The sequence below is a fragment of the Kutzneria sp. NPDC051319 genome, from assembly GCF_040682195.1.
Classification (GTDB): domain Bacteria; phylum Actinomycetota; class Actinomycetes; order Mycobacteriales; family Pseudonocardiaceae; genus Kutzneria.
In genome coordinates, this window is record NZ_JBFBAM010000031.1 from 85,895 (window position 1) to 102,127 (window position 16,233).

Sequence of the window (16,233 nt, forward strand, 5' to 3'; positions counted from 1 at the left end):
CGTTAGAGTGCCGGTCATGTCCGAGATCGACCCTGCTGAGCTGGAGACGTGCCTGAAGGTGTTGGCGGCGGTGTCCGCGCTGCCACCGGAGCACCCGACGGCGGTCCAGCTGCGGCGGGCCTCCTCCAAGATCGCCAAACTGGCCCGGCAGGACCGGCGCAGCCAGGCCCGCAAGGCCATGACGGAAGCCGACCGCCAGGTCACCGCGCAGACCGCGACCGGCTCCGCCGTCCGCATCGACGACGAGACCCAGGGCATCCCGCTGGTGTCCTCCGTCGTCGGCGCCACCGCCGGCACCCTGCTGCGGGCCCGCTCCTGCTACGTCTGCAAGCAGCGGTACGTCGAGGTGGACGCCTTCTACCACCAGCTCTGCCCGTCCTGCGCCGCGTTCAACCGGGCCAAGCGGGACGCCCGCACCGACCTGACCGGCCGGACCGCGCTGCTCACCGGCGGCCGGGCCAAGATCGGCATGTACATCGCGCTGCGGCTGCTGCGGGACGGCGCTCACACCACCATCACCACCCGATTCCCCAGTGACGCCGTGCGCCGGTTCGCCGCCATGCCCGACAGCGCCGACTGGCTGCACCGCCTTCGGGTCGTCGGCGTCGACCTGCGTGACCCGGGCCAGGTCGTCGCCCTGGCCGACACCGTCGCGGCGGCCGGGCCGCTGGACATCCTGATCAACAACGCCGCCCAGACCGTGCGCCGCTCGCCCGGCTCCTACTCCCTGTTGGTGGAGGCCGAGTCCGACGCGCTGCCCGCCGGCCCGCTGCCCGAGATGATCACCCTCGGCAGCGCCCACGACCCCCATCCGCTGGCGCTCACCGGCACCTCGCTCGGCGTCGACGTGACCTCGCTGGCACTGGTGGCCGGCTCCGCCTCCCTTGAGCGCTACGCCGCCGGCACCGCCATCGACGCCGCCGGTCTCACCCCCGACCTGGCCTCCATCAACAGCTGGACGCAGACCGTCGACCAGGTCGACCCCATCGAGCTGCTGGAGGTGCAGCTCTGCAACCAGACGGCGCCGTTCATCCTCATCAGCCGGCTGCGCCCGGCGATGGCCGCCGCCGCGGCCCGGCGGAAGTACGTCGTCAACGTCTCCGCCATGGAGGGCCAGTTCGGCCGGGCCTACAAGGGGGCCGGGCATCCGCACACGAACATGTCCAAGGCGGCGCTCAACATGCTCACCCACACCAGTTCGGCCGAGATGCTGTCCGACGGCATCCTGATGACCGCCGTCGACACCGGGTGGATCACCGACGAGCGTCCGCACCCGACCAAGCTCCGGCTGGCCGACGAGGGCTTCCACGCCCCGCTCGACCTGGTCGACGGAGCCGCCCGGGTCTACGACCCGATCGTCCGCGGCGAAGCCGGCGAGGACCTGCACGGCTGCTTCCTCAAGGACTACTCCCCGTCGCCCTGGTGAGCACTCAAGTCCGTGCAACCTTCAACTGCGTGGGAGAGACGAATTTACGCGGCGTTTTCGCCGTGCTGGAAGCGCGTAACACGGGGTGCCACACCATGTGCGGGTGGCCGGTGACATCAGTGTGCTGTCCCTCTACGAGGGGTTCTTCAGCGGTGGAGCGCGCATTCTGCACAGCGACGTGTTGGCCGGCCTGCATGGCCATGGCCAGCGGCATCGCGTCCTGAGCATTCACGGGCAGGCACACCGTGAGGCGACGCTGCAACGGATGCAGGACGACGCCAGCTATCGCAAGCTGGTCGCCACGGGCCTGCCGGTGTCCGCGCTACGTGCCGGCAGCACCGGGCCGGCCGACTTCGACGAGGCGGAGCTGGCGGTGTTCGAGCGGGAAGTGTCCGGTGTGGACGTCGTCCTCACGCTCAAGGAACAGCCGCTGCGTCTGGTCAACCAAGCCGGCGCGCGGGGCAAACCCGTGATCACCTGCCTGCACCGGTCCGATCCCGAGAACCAGGGGCCGGCGCTGGCCGAGCTGAGCACCGCGGTGAGCGCCGGAGCCGTCACGGCGCTGGTGTGCTGCGCCGAATCGACCAGGGCGGCCTATCGGGCCGCCGGAATTCCCGCCGACCTGCTCAAGGTGATCCCCAACGGGGTCGACGCGCGCCGGTTCTGCCCAGACCGGCCGGCCCGGGCCCGGCTGCGCCATGCGCTGGGCATCCTTCCCGACGTACCGGTGATCGTGTTCGCCGCGCGCTACGACCTGATGAAGAACGTGCCGCTCTTCCTGGCGGCCGCGGCGGTTTTTCTGGCGGCACGGCCGGACGCGCATGTCGTGCTGTGCGGGGCCGGGATGACCACGACGAACCCGCTGCTCACCGAGGATCTGGCGGTGGTCGGCCTGGCAGCGTCGTCGCGGCTGCATCGGCTCGGGGTGCGTGATGACCCCCAGTCGCTGTTCGCCGCGGCCGACGTGGTGTCGTTGACGTCGTCGTTCGGCGAGGCGGCCCCGCTGTGTCTGATCGAGGGCATGATGTGCGGCGCGATCCCAGTCGCCACCGACGTCGGCGACTGCGCGTCGATCGTCGTCGGCCGCGGCCTGCTCACCCCGCCCGACCCCGAGGCCATCGCCGCGGCTTGGGCGGAGGCGCTGGCCCGCCGCGACGAATTCGGTCCCGCGCTGCTGGCCAGCCGTGCCCAGTTCGACCGCCGCCGCATGATCGCCTCGTACGCGCGGCTCATCCGGCGCGTGGGCAGGCGCACCCGAATGCCGCTGAGCGCGACGGCCGCCTGAGCCGCCGGCCGCCACCTCGTGAACGTGTTACGGCGGCGTCGAAAACGCGGCCGCAACCATGACTGCCGTCCATCCCATTGCGCTACCTATCGAGATTCGATAGATTCCCATCGTAAGTCGATGGGAGGACGGGGTATGGGCAAGCTGACCGTGCACGCGCTACGCGCTGTGCTCGCGGTGGTGTTCGTCGGTGCTGTGCTGGTGCAGGTGTTCATGGTCTGGACGGTGGTGAGCGGCAGCGACCCGGAGGACGGCCGGCTGCCGCTGACCGCGTTCCGGGTGCTGACGATCATCGGCCTGGTGGCGGTCGAGGTCGCCCTGGTCTGCGTGTGGCGGCTGGTGACGATGGTGCGTCGGGGAACGGTGTTCTCGCACACCGCCTTCCGCTACGTGGACGGCGTGATCGGCTCGATCGTGGCGATGGCGCTGGTGTGGTTCGCGGTGACGGCGATCAACGCGCCGGGGCAGCGGGACGACCCGGGTGTCACGCTGATCATGGGTGGGATCGGCCTCGGCGTCCTCGGCGTCGCGCTGATCGTGCTGGTGCTGCGGATGCTGCTCGTCCAGGCGGTCGATCGCGACGGCGAGGCCACGCAGCTGCGGGCCGAGCTCGACGAGGTGATCTGATGCCGATCGCCGTCGACATCGACGTCATGCTGGCCAAGCGGAAGATGTCCGTGGGCGAGCTGGCCGACCGGATCGGCATCACGCCGGCCAACCTCGCCGTGCTCAAGAACGGCCGGGCCAAGGCGGTGCGCTTCGCGACCCTGGCCGCCCTCTGCGACGTGCTCGAATGCCAGCCCGGCGACATCCTGCGCTGGGTCGCCGAGGAGGCCGCGGGTCAGGACGGGTTGAGCTCGACCGCGACGCGGTAGGCGGCGGGCTCCGAGGTGATGTGCAGGCCGGAGTCGTCGAACAGGCGCCGCAGGGCGGCGTGCCACTCGGGATTGGCGGTGGCCAGGTCGAGGGCGGTGCCGGAGCTCCAGTCGGCGATGTGCACGAACCGGGCCTCGGGGGCGTCGGCCAGCGGCCGGTGCAGGCGGGAGCGCAGGAAGCCGGGCTGGGTGGCCATGATCCGGGCGTTCTCCTGGTACGCCTCGACGAAGCGATCGGCTTCGGCCGCCGGCACGGTGTAGGTCTTGATCACGGTGACCGGCCGGTCGACGCCGGTCTTCGACTCCAGGGAATGGCTCATGCCCAACAAGACCGGGCAGCGCCCCGACTTGTGACGTCGCGCCGAGAGTCTAGGGCTCGATGATCGCCGGATGCCGGGGATCGTCGAACTTCACCACGACGTCGGCGACGGTGGCCGGCTCGACCTCGGCGCGGTAGCGGTCGAAGGCCGGCAGCGTCCAGTGGTCGTCGGCCGGGGTGCGGCGGCGCAGGGCGGCGGGGGACAGGTCCAGGTGGACCGTGAAGTCGAACGGCAGCCATCGGCCGAGCAGCAAAGCCCCGTCCAGCAGTACTATTCCGTTCGCGGGTATCTCCACATAGGACACTCGGCTGGCCCGATCGGTGTCCGCGTTCCACAGTGAGGGAAGCACCGAGCCGCTGCCGGCCGGATCGGCCGGGTCCAGCACCTCACGGGCCAGGCCGCTGAGGTCGAGCCAGTCCTCGAAGTACGAGTCGGGATCCGTGCGTCCGTGCTCGAACCGCAGCGAAGCCGGCCGGAGAAAGTCGTTGGCCGACACCCGAAGCACGGACCGTCCGCGCAGGCGCAGGGGATCCACCAGCGCCTCCGCGAGCTCCTCCGGCCGCGCCGCCGGGGCGGCGTCGACCAGGACCCGCAGCCGCGACGGCCCGAGAGCCGCGATCCGGTCGGCCAGCTGCTCGACGAGGACGTCGAAGGAGACGGGACGAACCCTCATGCGAACGAGCCCTTCGACGCGGGGGGAGGTGTGTTGTCACCTGAGTGGCTCCGATGCGCCCTGGGGCCACATGAGCCACTCATGTGGAGGGGGCGGGTTGTACGTGAGTGGCTCAGGTGTGGCTGGGGCGTAAATGAGCCACTCACGTGGTGTGGGGGTGGGGTGGCTGGGAACGCTGTACGTGAGTGGCTCAGGTGGCGCTGGAGCGAAAATGAGCCACTCACGTGGGGGACCCCGGGCGGGGAGGGCGACGCCTCACTCCTTGGCCGGAGCGGGAGGCGTGGCGGGCGCGGGGGAGTGGGGCGCGGCGGCGGCGGGGACGGCTCCGGCGGCAGCGGCGGGAGTGGGGGCGGCGGCCGGGTCGGGGGCGATCTGGGGCGTGGGCTCGGGGTCGGTCGCCGGGCGAGGGCCGACGCCGGCGGCGAGGACGGCGCTGTTGGGCAGGCGCACGACCCCGTCGTCGGTGTTCAACACGACGTACACGAGGCCCATCTCCACCACCATGCCGAGGTGTGGCCCGCCGAGGGCCCCGGAGTGGACGACGATCTGGTCGCCGATGGTGAACGGCCGGGAGACCAGCAGGACGAGGCCGGCGAAGAGGTTGCCGAGGGACTGCTGGCAGGCGATGCCGACGACGACGCCGGTGAGGGCGCCGCCGACCAGCAGCTGGCCGATGCCGACGTTGAGCATGCCCAGCGCGGTGACGACGGCGACCTGGTAGCCGACCAGCGAGATGCCCAGGCGGATGATGCCGGCGTGGCTGATGCCGATGTGCGACTGGGTGTGCCGCACGACGACGTTGCCGAGGTTGCGGATGGCGATGACCATCACGGCCAGGAACAGGAACGCCCCGGAGATCGACACGACCTTCTGCCACGCCATGGCGCCGGCGTCGAGCCCGCCGAAGATCTCGACGGCGATGACGATCAACGCAGCCAGGGTCCCGGCGCCGATGGTGCGCTTGGTGTCGGGAAACAGCCGCCGTGCCATGTGCATCTCCTGCCGCCGAACGAGGTCAGCGGACAGACTCTCACGCCCCGGCGCGGGCCTGCTCGATGACCTCCAGCACGGCGATGGCCTCCTCGGGCGTCACCGGCACGTGCCCCTCGCCGCGCACGGCGTCACGCATGAGGGCGTAGAAGTCCTGGTACGCGCCGGGAACCGACGTGACGCGCCGCAGCGAGCCGTCGACGCCGAGCTGACCGGACAGGGCCGACGGCTCGACGCCCCACTCGGGACCGCCGGGGCGGTTGCCCGCCCGCAGGGCGTCCTCCTGCCCGTCCAGGCCGAACTTCACATAGCCGGCCTTGTCGCCGAGGACCCGCATCCGCGGCCCGAGCTGCGGGGTGAGCGCCCCCATCCACAGGTGCGACCGGACGCCGCTCTTGTGGGTCAGCGCCACGAAGGACTCGTCGTCGACCTGCACGCCGGCCCGGCGGCGGTCCAGTTCGGCGTAGACGGACCGAACCGGCCCGAACAGCTGGAGGGCCTGGTCGATGAGGTGCGAACCCAGGTCGTACAGGGCGCCGCCGGCCTCGGCCGGGTCGCCGAGTTCACGCCAGCCGCCCTTGGGGGTGGGCCGCCAGCGCTCGAACCGGGACTCGAAGCGGTGCACGGCGCCGAGCTCGCCGGCGTCGATGAGCTGCCGGACGGTGCGAAAGTCGTTGTCCCACCGGCGGTTGTGGAACACGGCCAGCGGCAGCCCGAGCTCACGGGCGTGCGCGGCGAGCTTGCGCGCCTCCTCGGCGGTCGGCGCGAACGGCTTGTCCACGACCACGGCGAAGCCGGCGTCGAGCGCCTCGGTGGCCAGCGGCACGTGGGTGCGGTTGGGCGTGGCGACGACGACGAGGTCCAGCTCCTCGGACCACAGCTGCTCGGCGCGGTCGAGCGTGAGCGTGCCGGGGTGGTCGGCGGCGACCTGGTGCCTGCGCTCGGGATTGGCCGTCACGACGGCGGCCAGGCGCAGGCCGGGGGTGGCCGCGATCAGCGGGGCGTGGAAGACGGCGCCCGCGATGCCGTAGCCGAGCAGCCCCACCCGCAGATCGGTGCTTGCGTGCATGGCCCGAGTTAATCAACACTGTTGCGTAAATGCAAAGCAAACCTGGCGCGAACCTCGGCGCACTGCGCGACCACAACGCGGGCCTGGTCCTGGACCTGATCCGCCGCCACAACGGCATCAGCCGGGCCGACCTGGCGAACTTTACCGGCCTCACGGCCCAGGCCGTGTCGAAAATCGTGACGAGGCTCATCGAGGCCGGATCGGTCGCCGAGTGGAGTCAGCCCGCGTCGGGCCAGGCTGCCCCGACGGTCGGCCGCCCGACGACCCTGCTGCGGCTGGTGCCCGAGGCCCGGCACGCCGTCGGCGTCCACCTCGACCGGGACGAGCTGCGCCTGGTGCTGGTCGACCTGTCGGGCCGGGTCGTCGCCGCCGACCACCGGCCGGGCCTGGTCGGCTCGATCACCGAGCTGGTGGAGCCGATCCGCCGCCTGGCGTCCACAGTGGACCCGGCCACGCTGGCCGGCGTCGGCGTCGGCTGCCCGGGCCCGCTCGACCACCGCACCGGCGTGCTGCATCACGCGAATCGCTTGCCCGGCTGGGAAAACGCCGCGCTCGGTCCGATGTTGACGGACGCCCTGGACCTGCCGGTGATCGTCGACAAGGACACCAACACGGCGGTGCTGGCGGAGCTGTGGACCACCGACCTGCCCCGGCAGACGGCGATGATCTACGTCGGCACGGGCATCGGCGCCGGCCTGGTGCTGGACGGCCGCGTCTACCGCGGCGGGCGGACCAACGCCGGCGAGTTCGGGCACACGGTCATGGCCCTGGACGGCCCGCCGTGCGTGTGCGGCCGCCGCGGCTGCCTGGAGGCGCTGTGCGGGCCGGCCGCGGTCGTGGCGAAGGCGGCGGGCGAGCCGGTGCCGGAGTCCCTGGTGCTCACGCGCTTCGCGCAGCTCGACCACGCCGAGGTCGCCTGGGCGGGCGACCTGCTCGGCGTGGCCGTGATGGACCTGGTGAACCTGCTCGACCTGGACCGCGTAGTACTGGCCGGGCGGGCTGCCCCGGCCTACCTGGAAGGGGTCGGCCGGGCCCTGCACGGTTGCGGTGTCGAGGCGATGCTCAGCGGCTGGGGGCCGCAGCTGGTCGCGGTCGGCGCGGCGACGTCACCGCTGGCCGCGTCTCTGACGGCCAGCGATGCGCTCGCGGCTCGACGGGGCTGAACCGCGTGGTCGCCGGGGTGGACAGCTGCCAGCGGTGTGGCAGCCACAGCGGATGGCTGACCAGCGTGTCGAGCTGGAAGCCGCACTGCCACTGGGTGAACCGCGGCCGGTCCAACGTCTTGTCCCACTGCGTGGCCTGGGCCAGCAGCAGGTTGAGCACGGTGGTGCTGCCCTCGCCGACCGCGGTGATCGAGCCGTCGGTCTGGATCCAGGCGGTGCCGTGCGCCGGCTCGTGCTTGGCCAGCCGGCCCCGGTCCGGATCGAAGTCCGGGTCGTCCAGCTCGGCGCGGGTGATCTTGGCGTCCCGCGCGGCCAGGAAGAACCAGAGGTCCTGGTAGTTGTCCTCGTCGAGGGCGAGGTGACCGCCGGGCAGCCGATAGCTGGCCGGGCCGCGCAGCACGCGGTTCGGGTCGTGGAACAGCGCGTCCGGGCGCAGCGGGCCGGTGGCGGGCGGGAAGTCGCCCCACAGCACCGGGCGGGCATGCGGGCCGGCGGCACGCTTGGTCACGGCGAGCACGGGATGCATGCCGCCGTGGGCCACCGGGGCGTAGATCACGCCGCCCGGGGCCAGCTGATCCAGCCAGTGCGGCGAGATGCCGGCCACCCCCGCGGTGACCACGATGCGGTCGTACGGGGCGGCCGTGGGGTCGCCGTAGTACGCGGCGTCGCCGGAGACGGTGGTGACCTCGTCCGGATCGAGCAGACGATCACCGACCGCGACCTGCAATACGCGCTGACCAGCACTGATATCCACCGCGGCGAGGAACTCGTCGGTGGCAGGGTTAGCAGTGTTCTGCTGTTTGATCATGTGAGGCGTACCCCCGAGTGGGTTTCCACTCAAACAGTGTGCCAGACGGGCCAATACCCGCGAGCCGGCTGAACGGCAGCCGCAGGGCGTTCTCCATCCTACCTCTTACCCGGGGGTGAATTTCCACAGAGGGTAGTCAAGGTCATAGTGCCGATCATCTGATCGAGATCAGCGTGCTGAGCACGGTGTGGAACGCGTCGCTGGCCTGGGTGGCGCTGGTGCCCCCGTGCAGGATTCTCGTCAGGGTGCCGGCGCGCAGGGCGAGCAGGAAGGTGGCGAGCTGCTTGGGCGGCACCGCGGCGAGCGCGGAGTCGGCCGGCAGGACTTTCGCCAGAAGTTCACCGAACGCCGTCGAGGCCTCGTCGTCGTGTTGGTCCAACCGGGCAACCAGGTCGGGGTTGCGCACCGCGTGGATGCGGAACTCCAGGATCACCGTGCTCAGGGCGCTGTCCTGCTCGTTGAGCTCCAGCAGCTCCCTGGCCAGCATGTCCGGGGTCACGTCGCTGGCCGCGAGCACGGCCAGCCGCGCCCGGCGGTCGGTGGCGTACTGGTCGAAGACCTCCACCACCAGCTCGTCCTTGCTGGTGTAGTTGGAGTAGAACGCACCCCGGGTGTAGCCCGCCCGGGCGCAGATCTCGTCGATCGAGGACGCGTGGTAACCACGCTCCGCGAGGACCTCGACCGCCGCACGGAGTAGTCGCGCCTTCGTGTGCACCCGTTTGCGCGGCGCCGACTCCGATGCGTGGCTGACGTCACTGTCAGAAAGCCCCATGACTGACACGATACAGCTCTACACTCAGTACGTCGGTGCATTCAGTGCATTGGTGTATCCAACCCGGAGGGGAATCGGCCGTGGCCAGCAGGAAGCAGCCCGCTCGAATCGTCGTGCTCGGTGGAGGCTACGTGGGCCTCTACACCGCGCTGCGTCTCCAGAAGAAGCTGCGCTCCAACGAAGCGTCCGTGACGGTGATCGACCCGCAGCCGCACATGACGTACCAGCCGTTCCTCCCGGAGGCGGCGGCCGGCTCCATCGAGCCCCGCCACGTCACCGTCCCGCTGCGTCGGACCCTGGACCGCTGCCACGTGCGCACCGCGCGTGTCACCGCCGTCGACCCCGACCGCAAGATCGTCACGGTGAAGACCGAGAGCGGCACGATCGACGAGGTCCCGTACGACACCCTCGTCGTGGCCCTCGGCGCGGTCACCCGCCTGCTGCCGATCCCGGGCCTGGCCGAGCACGGCATCGGCCTCAAGACCATCGGCGAGGCCGTCTACCTGCGCAACCACGTGCTCTCGCGGCTGGACCTGGCGGCCAGCACCACCGACGCCGCCACCCGTCGCAAGCTGCTCACCTTCACGGTCATCGGCGGCGGCTTCGCCGGCGTGGAGGCCCTGGGCGAGCTCGAGGACATGGCCCGCTCGGCGCTGAAGTACTACACGACCATCGAGCCCAACGACATGCGCTGGGTGCTGGTCGAGGCCGCGCCGCGGATCCTGCCCGAGGTCCGCGAGAGCCTCGGCGTGTACACGGTGGACAAGCTGCGCCAGCGCGGCATCGAGGTCTTCCTCAAGACCTTCGCGCAGAGCGTGGAGAACGGCCACGTCAAGCTGTCCGACGGCACCGAGTACGACAGCGACACGATCATCTGGACCGCCGGCGTCACCGCCAACCCGGTGCTGGCCGAGGCCGGCATGCCGCTCGACCAGCGCAAGCGCGTGGTGGCCGACGCCGCGATGCGGGTGCAGGGCCACGAGGGCGTGATCTGGGCGGCCGGCGACTGCGCCAGCGTGCCGGACCTGTCCAAGCGGGACCAGGACCCCGACGCCACCTGCGCTCCCAACGCGCAGCACGCCGTGCGTCAGGCCAAGGTGCTCGCCGACAACATCCTGGCCTCGCTGCGGGACAAGAAGGTCGTCGACTACTTCCACAAGAACGTGGGCGCCGTCGCCAGCCTCGGCCTGCACAAGGGCGTCGCCGACGTCTACAACACCAAGGGCAAGGGCTGGACCGCCTGGGCCGCGCACCGCGCGTACCACGTGGCCAAGATGCCGACGTTCAACCGCAAGGTGCGCATCCTCTTCGGGTGGATCGGCGCCGGCCTCCTTGGCCGTGAGGTCGTCTCGATGGTGCACGTGGCCGAGCCCCGCGCGCTCGACGCCGGCCAGATCAGCAACATGTTGAGCCGTCAGGACTTCGCCAAGAAGTAACGCCGTCTCGACGTCGACAGCCCCTTGCCGCTGACCTGCGGTGAGGGGCTGTTGACTATCTGTGCGAGTGGAATAATTCGGACGGCGTGTCGCGTCGTCCATGACATGATGGCGATCTCAGACATTCTTGCTGTGACCGCTGCCAGCGCCGTGTGCTGCCATCGAATGCGGACGCTGCCGACGGGGGGATCCCGCTGATGACACACACCATGCCGACCGAGCACGCCACGGAGAGCCGAGCGCCCGCCAGACCCTGGCTGCTGATCGGGATCCTGGTGCTGTCCGCGTTCGTGATGATCCTCAACGAGACGATCCTGAGCGTCGCGCTGCGGGACCTGAGCGTGGACCTGAAAATCCCGACCACCACCGTGCAGTGGCTGACCAGTGGCTTCCTGCTGACCATGGCGGTGGTCATCCCGACCACCGGCTTCATGCTGGAGCGGCTCACGCCGCGCCAGGTCTTCCTGATCTCGCTGTCCGCGTTCAGCCTCGGCACGCTGCTGTGCGCGGTGGCCACGGGTTTCCCGATGCTGCTGATCGGCCGCATCGTGCAGGCCTGCGGCACCGCGGTGATGCTGCCGCTGCTGATGACCACCGTGATGAAGCTGGTGCCGGCGGAGCGCCGTGGCGCGGCCATGGGCACCATCACGATCGTCATCGCGGTGGCCCCGGCCATCGGCCCGACGATCGGCGGCGCGGTGCTGTCCTCGCTGGGCTGGCGCTGGATGTTCGGCATCGTGCTGCCGCTGGCCGTCGCCGCGCTGATCGCCGGCGCGTTCCTGCTCAAGCTGGACAGCGAGACCCGGCAGGTGCCGTTGGACATCTGGTCGGTGATCCTGTCCGCGCTCGGTTTCGGCGGCGTGCTGTTCGGCCTGTCCGGCAGCGCCGACCCGTCCAGCCAGCCGCTGCCGCCGTGGCTGTCGGTCGTGGTCGGCGTCGTGTCGCTGGTGCTGTTCACCTGGCGCCAGCTCCGGCTCCAGCGTGAGGATCGGGCGCTGCTCGACCTGCGCCCGTTCACGCACCGCAGCTTCGTGGTCTCCCTGGTGCTGACCAGCGTGCTGTTCATGTGCCTCATCGGCGCCGGCGCGATCCTGCTGCCGCTGTACCTGCAGACCGTGCTGCACCAGAGCACCTTCGTCACCGGCCTGGCCGTGCTGCCCGGCGGCCTGGTGCTCGGCCTGCTCGGCCGCCCGGTCGGCGCGCTGTACGACAAGATCGGCGCGCGGCCGCTGGTGATTCCCGGCGCGGTGGCGATGGCGGTGGCCCTGTGGCTGTTCGCCACGCTGAGCGCGGACTCGCCGCTGATCGAGGTGATCGGCATCCAGGTGCTGCTGATGGGCGGCCTGGGCCTGATGATGACGCCGCTGTTCACCGAGGGCCTCAACGACCTGCCGGAGAACCTGTACTCCCACGGCAGCGCGATCATGTCCACGTTGCAGCAGGTGATGGGCGCTCTCGGCACGACGTTGTTCGTCGCGGTGGCCACCCTGGCCACGCTCGACGGCGTGGCCGGGCCGGACGCCAGCGGCCTGCGGGCCGCGTTCATCGTGGCCGGCTGCCTGGGCACGATCGGCGTCGTCGGCTCGCTGTTCATGTCGAAACGCAAAACGGTAGAGGCGTGACGAAGCGGCCCCCGGTTCACACCGGAGGCCGCTTCTCGTTTCACAGCTTGACGGTCTGGCTGGCGTCGTTGGCGGTGATGGTCAGCGATGCCGGCCCCGGCCGGCAGCGTTCGTAGTCGCCGGTGGTGGGATCGAAGGCCAGGACATCGCCCCAGCCGCAGTGCGTGTCGCCGATGTGCACGCCGTGGCTGCCGCTCCAGGTCACGCTCATCGGGTACCGCAACGGCAGTCCCTGGGTGCTGGCGGCCGTGATCCTGTTGTCGGCGACCGTGATCGTGATGCCGTCCAGGATCGGCCGGAACTGCACCTGGCCGTTGACCGTGGTCCAGCCGGTGGTCGCCGTCGGCCCGTGGATCCAGGGCACACCGTCGTCGCGTTCCACCCCGACGGGGCCGTGGGCGTCGATCACCTGGGCGTTGTGCGGCAACCATTCGTCGAGCATTCGCCGCTCGTTGGGGTCGGTGATCCCATAGGTGACGACGACCACCCGCCCGGTGAGCTGGGCCCGCAGCCCCGACAGTTGTGCGTAGTCAGAGGTGCGCAGCGCCCCGGTGGCCGAGTTCAGCAGCACATAGCGGATTCCGTCCCGTACGAACGTCTGGTGGTCCGGCCCGAACACGCTCGTCCAGTCGGGGCCGTAGTCCGCGCCGGGGGAGTAGTAGACCGGGAACCGCCCCCGCACGGCCGCGTCGACCTCGGCCTTGGCCTGCTCGCCGGAGATGCCGTCGACCACCAGGAACTTCGGGTGCGAGGCGACGGCCTCGGCCAGGGCCTTGTCGGTCACCGAGGAGATCACCGCCACGCCGCCGTCCGAAGTGGACTGTTCGCGGACCAGCGGGTCGAGCACCGGCGGATCCGGCGGCACGGTGACCGGCAGAGCCGCCCCGGCGGTCAGGTCGTCGAAGTCCAGCTGCCCGCTGTACTGGGCCCGCGTCGCCTCGATCGCCTCGACGCCGCGCACGGTGATCGGCGACTTCACCGTCGCTGGGATGGTGAAAGTCGTTTTCTGCCAACCGTTCCAGGTGACGTGATCGCCGTAGACGGAGCTGTTGGCCCCGGACGCGTCGGTGATCAGCGCGGCCAGCCACTCGCCCTTGCCGTCGCCGTCGACGGACATCTCGAACTGCCGGGCGGTGCCGTCGACCGGGATCGGCGTCGGCGCGGCGGCCACGGCGGTCCTGGTGTCGATGGACTTGGTGAAGTCGAAGTTCAGCCGGAGCGCGCCGCCGGTCTGGCCGGGGGCGGGGCTGATGGCCCCGGATCCCCGGGCGGAGCTGAACTTCCAGCCCGTCACGTCGTCGAATCCGGTCACCGGCTCGGACTTCAACCCCACGGTCACGCCGAATGCCGTCACGCGGTCGCCCACGTGCACGGTCACGACCCCGGTGCCCTGCGGGGCCTTCGGCGTGATGGCCAGCGTGCCGTCGGGATTCGGGGTGATCGACACGAGCGAGCGGTCGTAGTCCAGCCTGGTGTCGACAGGATCGATCGCCGCCGAGTCGCCGATCGCGTCGTAACCCGTGACCTGCACGAGCCCGGTCTGCCCGGCCAGCAGCGACACGGTCCGCGGCGTGGCGGCGATCCGGGTCAGCCTGGGCAGCACCTGGATCTTGCCCCGCTGGGTGATGCCCTTGGCCGTCACGGCGACGTCCAGCGTCCCGGGTTGACGGCCGGTGACCAAGCCGTCGCGGTCCGCCCCGATCCACCGTGGGGTCCCGAGATCGGCCGGCCCGTACTGCTCGTCGTGGCCGGTCGCCTTGAGCTGGCGGTGCAATCCGGTGAACACCTTGTCCCCGGTGGTCAGATCGATGCCCGTGAGCCGGCCGCTGCCGGGCGCGGCGAACAGACCGATCCCGTTGCCCACCTCGCGTTCCACACCGTCCGAGGGCACATTGCGCTGCCACGCGTTCGGCGTGCCGGCGTCGCGGCTGACCAGGCTGGAGGAGCCGCCGCCGTCGATGATGACCGCGTTGTAGGCCCCACGCTGCTGCATGATGTCGGCCAGCTGCTGCTCGGTCACACCGCGGCTGGCGGTCGAGCGCCCGTCGATGACCACCAGCTGCATCTTCTTGCCGTCCTGCGAGAACCCGACCGCCGTCTCCGGGTTCAGCGCGGTGTCGTCGAGGGTCTGCACCTGCCCGTCCCGCACCGCCACGTCCCGCACGCCCATCAGCGCCTGGAACGAGTCGGCCGGATCGGTCTTCGGCGCGTACGTCACGGAAATCGGGGCGCCGACGGCCACGGCGGCCAGCAGATCCGCGTCGGATCCCGTGCCGGACAGCACAAATCCGTTGTCCGGAATCGGTCCCGAGCCCGCGCCCGCGGCGTGCGCGGCGACAACCCCGTTGACCACGGTCAGTTCGTGAACCTTGGTCACGTTGTAGAACGCGCGGGATGCCGTTCCCCACGCCGGCGTGAACACCGCGAGACCGTTCGGCGGCGCCTGCTCCTGGTTCAGTCCGTCCAACGGGAACTGCCCGGTCGGCAGCGTGACATGGCCGTCCAGATAGGCGTTCACAATGCGCCCGATGTCGTTCACGTCCACGCCCACCGACGGCCGCCACGGCTGCGGATCGGTCCAGGGGCCCTTGATCAGCTGCCCCTTCGACACCTCGACGCCCCGGGGCGCGCCGGTGTTGTTGATGTCGAAGAAGTCCCCGTTCACGCCGGCGAAGGCGTGCTGGGCGGTGGCCATCGCGGTCACGGTCTCGACCTGGCCGACGTGCGGCGGCGTGAGCAGGCCCACGGTCAGGCGTGGATCGCTCAGGTCGGCGGTGAGCACGTCACCGCGCAGCCAGCCGTTCGGGTCGACCCGGGTGAAGGTGGACAGGGTGGTGCCCGGGCCGACCGGCTTGGCCGTGTCGTCGACCTGAACGGGAGGTGGAGGGGTAGTTTCCCCGGTGGAATCCGCGGTGGCGGAGGGTGTTGCCGTCAACGAGATGACGACCAGGAACGCGGCGAGTGCGGACAGCGAGGCCGGCCTCATGAGGTTGATAATTTGCCCACAGGGTAGGCTTGATGCAAGTTCCTCACCGATTCGGCCCAGCGTGGCGTCACGCTCCGCGAACGGCGGCTAGAATCGCGACAGGGCGGGGCCGCGCCATTTGTCCAGCCCGAACGATGTTTTCACGAGCTTGTAAGGATGGCTGTCGTATGCCCCCGACTCCCGCCTCCGTCGTCGAGCAGTGGCAAGACCTGCCGAGGGCGGTGCTGCAGGACAAGGTTCGCCAGGTGGTCAAGCGCCGGGACGCCGAAGCCAAGGTGATCTGGACCCACGTGCGGGCCAATTCCGTGCTCGCCGCCCAGGTCCGCGGCGCTCTGTCCGCGCTGCGGGCGGAGGTCAAGGGCACCCGCGACGAGGTCATGTGGACGATGTGGATCGATCAGGCCCGCTCGGTCCTCGACGCCACCCCGGACAAGCCCGCCGCGTCGGACAAGCCCGCCGCCGAGAAGCTCGCCGCGGACAAGTCCGTCGCCCAGAAGCCCGTCGCCGAGAAGCCGGTCGTCGAGAAGGCCGCCCCGGCCGTTGAGGAGAAGACCGTGAAGAAGGCCGCCGAGAAGGTCACGGCCGACCAGGCCGCCGAGCCCGCCGCCGAGGAGAAGCGCCCGGAACGCGGGCCGGTGGCCGAGATCACCTTCACGCCCCAGCCCGTGGAGCAGCCCCGCACCGCCCCCGCCGTGGTGCCCCCCGTCCTCTTCCAGGCCCCCGGCGCCTGACTGCGTCCCCTTATGCAGGGAAGGACGCCTTACCCTCGTTGAACGCGGGTAAGGCGTCCTTCCCTGCATAAGAACGG

At 70.6% G+C, this 16,233-nt stretch carries 15 protein-coding genes; 8 read left to right on the forward strand and 7 right to left on the reverse strand.

Annotated features, from left to right (window positions below):
- The first annotated feature begins 16 nt into the window (after positions 1-16).
- The 4 genes from AB0M73_RS27735 to AB0M73_RS27750 all read left to right on the forward strand — a co-directional run bounded on the left by AB0M73_RS27735 (position 17) and on the right by AB0M73_RS27750 (position 3,586).
- Complete coding sequence (locus tag AB0M73_RS27735) at positions 17-1,426, forward strand: SDR family NAD(P)-dependent oxidoreductase (protein WP_363896099.1); 1,410 nt, start codon at positions 17-19, stop codon at positions 1,424-1,426.
- A 103-nt stretch (positions 1,427-1,529) separates the two neighbouring features.
- Positions 1,530-2,711 (forward strand): glycosyltransferase, encoded by a 1,182-nt coding sequence (locus AB0M73_RS27740; protein ID WP_363896102.1) that lies wholly within the window; start codon positions 1,530-1,532, stop codon positions 2,709-2,711.
- A gap of 135 nt (positions 2,712-2,846) precedes the next feature.
- On the forward strand, positions 2,847-3,338 hold the full coding sequence (locus tag AB0M73_RS27745; RefSeq protein WP_363896105.1) for a DUF2975 domain-containing protein: 492 nt from the start codon (positions 2,847-2,849) through the stop codon (positions 3,336-3,338).
- On the forward strand, positions 3,338-3,586 hold the full coding sequence (locus AB0M73_RS27750) for a helix-turn-helix transcriptional regulator (RefSeq protein WP_363896108.1): 249 nt from the start codon (positions 3,338-3,340) through the stop codon (positions 3,584-3,586). Before AB0M73_RS27745 ends, AB0M73_RS27750 begins: the two co-directional genes overlap by 1 nt.
- Here AB0M73_RS27750 and AB0M73_RS27755 read toward each other — a convergent pair.
- From AB0M73_RS27755 to AB0M73_RS27770, 4 genes are all read right to left on the reverse strand, one after another.
- The gene (locus AB0M73_RS27755; protein ID WP_363896111.1) at positions 3,553-3,906 is read right to left on the reverse strand and encodes an antibiotic biosynthesis monooxygenase family protein; all 354 of its coding nucleotides are present in this window, start codon (positions 3,904-3,906) and stop codon (positions 3,553-3,555) included. The genes AB0M73_RS27750 and AB0M73_RS27755 overlap by 34 nt on opposite strands.
- Positions 3,907-3,955: 49 nt before the next feature.
- Entirely contained in the window at positions 3,956-4,579 is a 624-nt protein-coding gene (locus AB0M73_RS27760; protein ID WP_363896114.1) for a uridine kinase, read from the reverse strand.
- 255 nt (positions 4,580-4,834) lie between these two features.
- Positions 4,835-5,569, reverse strand: a complete 735-nt coding sequence (locus AB0M73_RS27765; protein ID WP_363896117.1) for a mechanosensitive ion channel domain-containing protein — start codon at positions 5,567-5,569, stop codon at positions 4,835-4,837.
- A gap of 40 nt (positions 5,570-5,609) precedes the next feature.
- On the reverse strand, positions 5,610-6,638 hold the full coding sequence (locus AB0M73_RS27770) for a Gfo/Idh/MocA family oxidoreductase (protein ID WP_363896120.1): 1,029 nt from the start codon (positions 6,636-6,638) through the stop codon (positions 5,610-5,612).
- A 29-nt stretch (positions 6,639-6,667) separates the two neighbouring features.
- Here AB0M73_RS27770 and AB0M73_RS27775 point away from each other — a divergent pair, with 29 nt between their 5' ends.
- Entirely contained in the window at positions 6,668-7,801 is a 1,134-nt protein-coding gene (locus tag AB0M73_RS27775) for an ROK family transcriptional regulator (protein ID WP_363896123.1), read from the forward strand.
- On the opposite strand, the gene AB0M73_RS27780 is transcribed toward AB0M73_RS27775, so the two are convergent.
- Positions 7,701-8,609 (reverse strand): hypothetical protein, encoded by a 909-nt coding sequence (locus tag AB0M73_RS27780; RefSeq protein WP_363896126.1) that lies wholly within the window; start codon positions 8,607-8,609, stop codon positions 7,701-7,703. The genes AB0M73_RS27775 and AB0M73_RS27780 overlap by 101 nt on opposite strands.
- 154 nt (positions 8,610-8,763) lie before the next feature.
- Positions 8,764-9,381: a TetR/AcrR family transcriptional regulator gene (locus tag AB0M73_RS27785; RefSeq protein WP_363896129.1), complete on the reverse strand. Its 618-nt coding sequence runs from the start codon at positions 9,379-9,381 to the stop codon at positions 8,764-8,766.
- 80 nt (positions 9,382-9,461) lie between these two features.
- Here AB0M73_RS27785 and AB0M73_RS27790 point away from each other — a divergent pair, with 80 nt between their 5' ends.
- Together AB0M73_RS27790 and AB0M73_RS27795 are read left to right on the forward strand one after the other, a co-directional pair.
- Positions 9,462-10,817, forward strand: coding sequence for an NAD(P)/FAD-dependent oxidoreductase (locus AB0M73_RS27790; protein WP_363896131.1), 1,356 nt, complete (start codon positions 9,462-9,464; stop codon positions 10,815-10,817).
- 197 nt (positions 10,818-11,014) lie between these two features.
- Complete coding sequence (locus tag AB0M73_RS27795; protein ID WP_363896134.1) at positions 11,015-12,439, forward strand: DHA2 family efflux MFS transporter permease subunit; 1,425 nt, start codon at positions 11,015-11,017, stop codon at positions 12,437-12,439.
- 40 nt (positions 12,440-12,479) lie between these two features.
- Here AB0M73_RS27795 and AB0M73_RS27800 read toward each other — a convergent pair whose 3' ends face one another.
- Positions 12,480-15,425, reverse strand: a complete 2,946-nt coding sequence (locus AB0M73_RS27800) for a phosphodiester glycosidase family protein (RefSeq protein WP_363896137.1) — start codon at positions 15,423-15,425, stop codon at positions 12,480-12,482.
- Between the two features lie 167 nt (positions 15,426-15,592).
- On the opposite strand from AB0M73_RS27800, the gene AB0M73_RS27805 reads away from it, so the two are divergent.
- Entirely contained in the window at positions 15,593-16,156 is a 564-nt protein-coding gene (locus tag AB0M73_RS27805; RefSeq protein WP_363896140.1) for a hypothetical protein, read from the forward strand.
- The last annotated feature ends 77 nt before the right edge of the window (positions 16,157-16,233 follow it).

Bases quoted from the DNA above. Each gene is read 5' to 3' on its own strand.
- AB0M73_RS27795 (WP_363896134.1), top strand. From the start codon at position 11,015: ATGACACACACCATGCCGACCGAGCACGCCACGGAGAGCCGAGCGCCC.
- AB0M73_RS27775 (WP_363896123.1), top strand. From the start codon at position 6,668: ATGCAAAGCAAACCTGGCGCGAACCTCGGCGCACTGCGCGACCACAAC.
- AB0M73_RS27780 (WP_363896126.1), bottom strand. From the start codon at position 8,609: ATGATCAAACAGCAGAACACTGCTAACCCTGCCACCGACGAGTTCCTC.
- AB0M73_RS27785 (WP_363896129.1), bottom strand. From the start codon at position 9,381: ATGGGGCTTTCTGACAGTGACGTCAGCCACGCATCGGAGTCGGCGCCG.
- AB0M73_RS27760 (WP_363896114.1), bottom strand. From the start codon at position 4,579: ATGAGGGTTCGTCCCGTCTCCTTCGACGTCCTCGTCGAGCAGCTGGCC.
- AB0M73_RS27770 (WP_363896120.1), bottom strand. From the start codon at position 6,638: ATGCACGCAAGCACCGATCTGCGGGTGGGGCTGCTCGGCTACGGCATC.
- AB0M73_RS27805 (WP_363896140.1), top strand. From the start codon at position 15,593: ATGCCCCCGACTCCCGCCTCCGTCGTCGAGCAGTGGCAAGACCTGCCG.
- AB0M73_RS27745 (WP_363896105.1), top strand. From the start codon at position 2,847: ATGGGCAAGCTGACCGTGCACGCGCTACGCGCTGTGCTCGCGGTGGTG.
- AB0M73_RS27735 (WP_363896099.1), top strand. From the start codon at position 17: ATGTCCGAGATCGACCCTGCTGAGCTGGAGACGTGCCTGAAGGTGTTG.
- AB0M73_RS27755 (WP_363896111.1), bottom strand. From the start codon at position 3,906: ATGAGCCATTCCCTGGAGTCGAAGACCGGCGTCGACCGGCCGGTCACC.
- AB0M73_RS27800 (WP_363896137.1), bottom strand. From the start codon at position 15,425: ATGAGGCCGGCCTCGCTGTCCGCACTCGCCGCGTTCCTGGTCGTCATC.
- AB0M73_RS27750 (WP_363896108.1), top strand. From the start codon at position 3,338: ATGCCGATCGCCGTCGACATCGACGTCATGCTGGCCAAGCGGAAGATG.
- AB0M73_RS27765 (WP_363896117.1), bottom strand. From the start codon at position 5,569: ATGGCACGGCGGCTGTTTCCCGACACCAAGCGCACCATCGGCGCCGGG.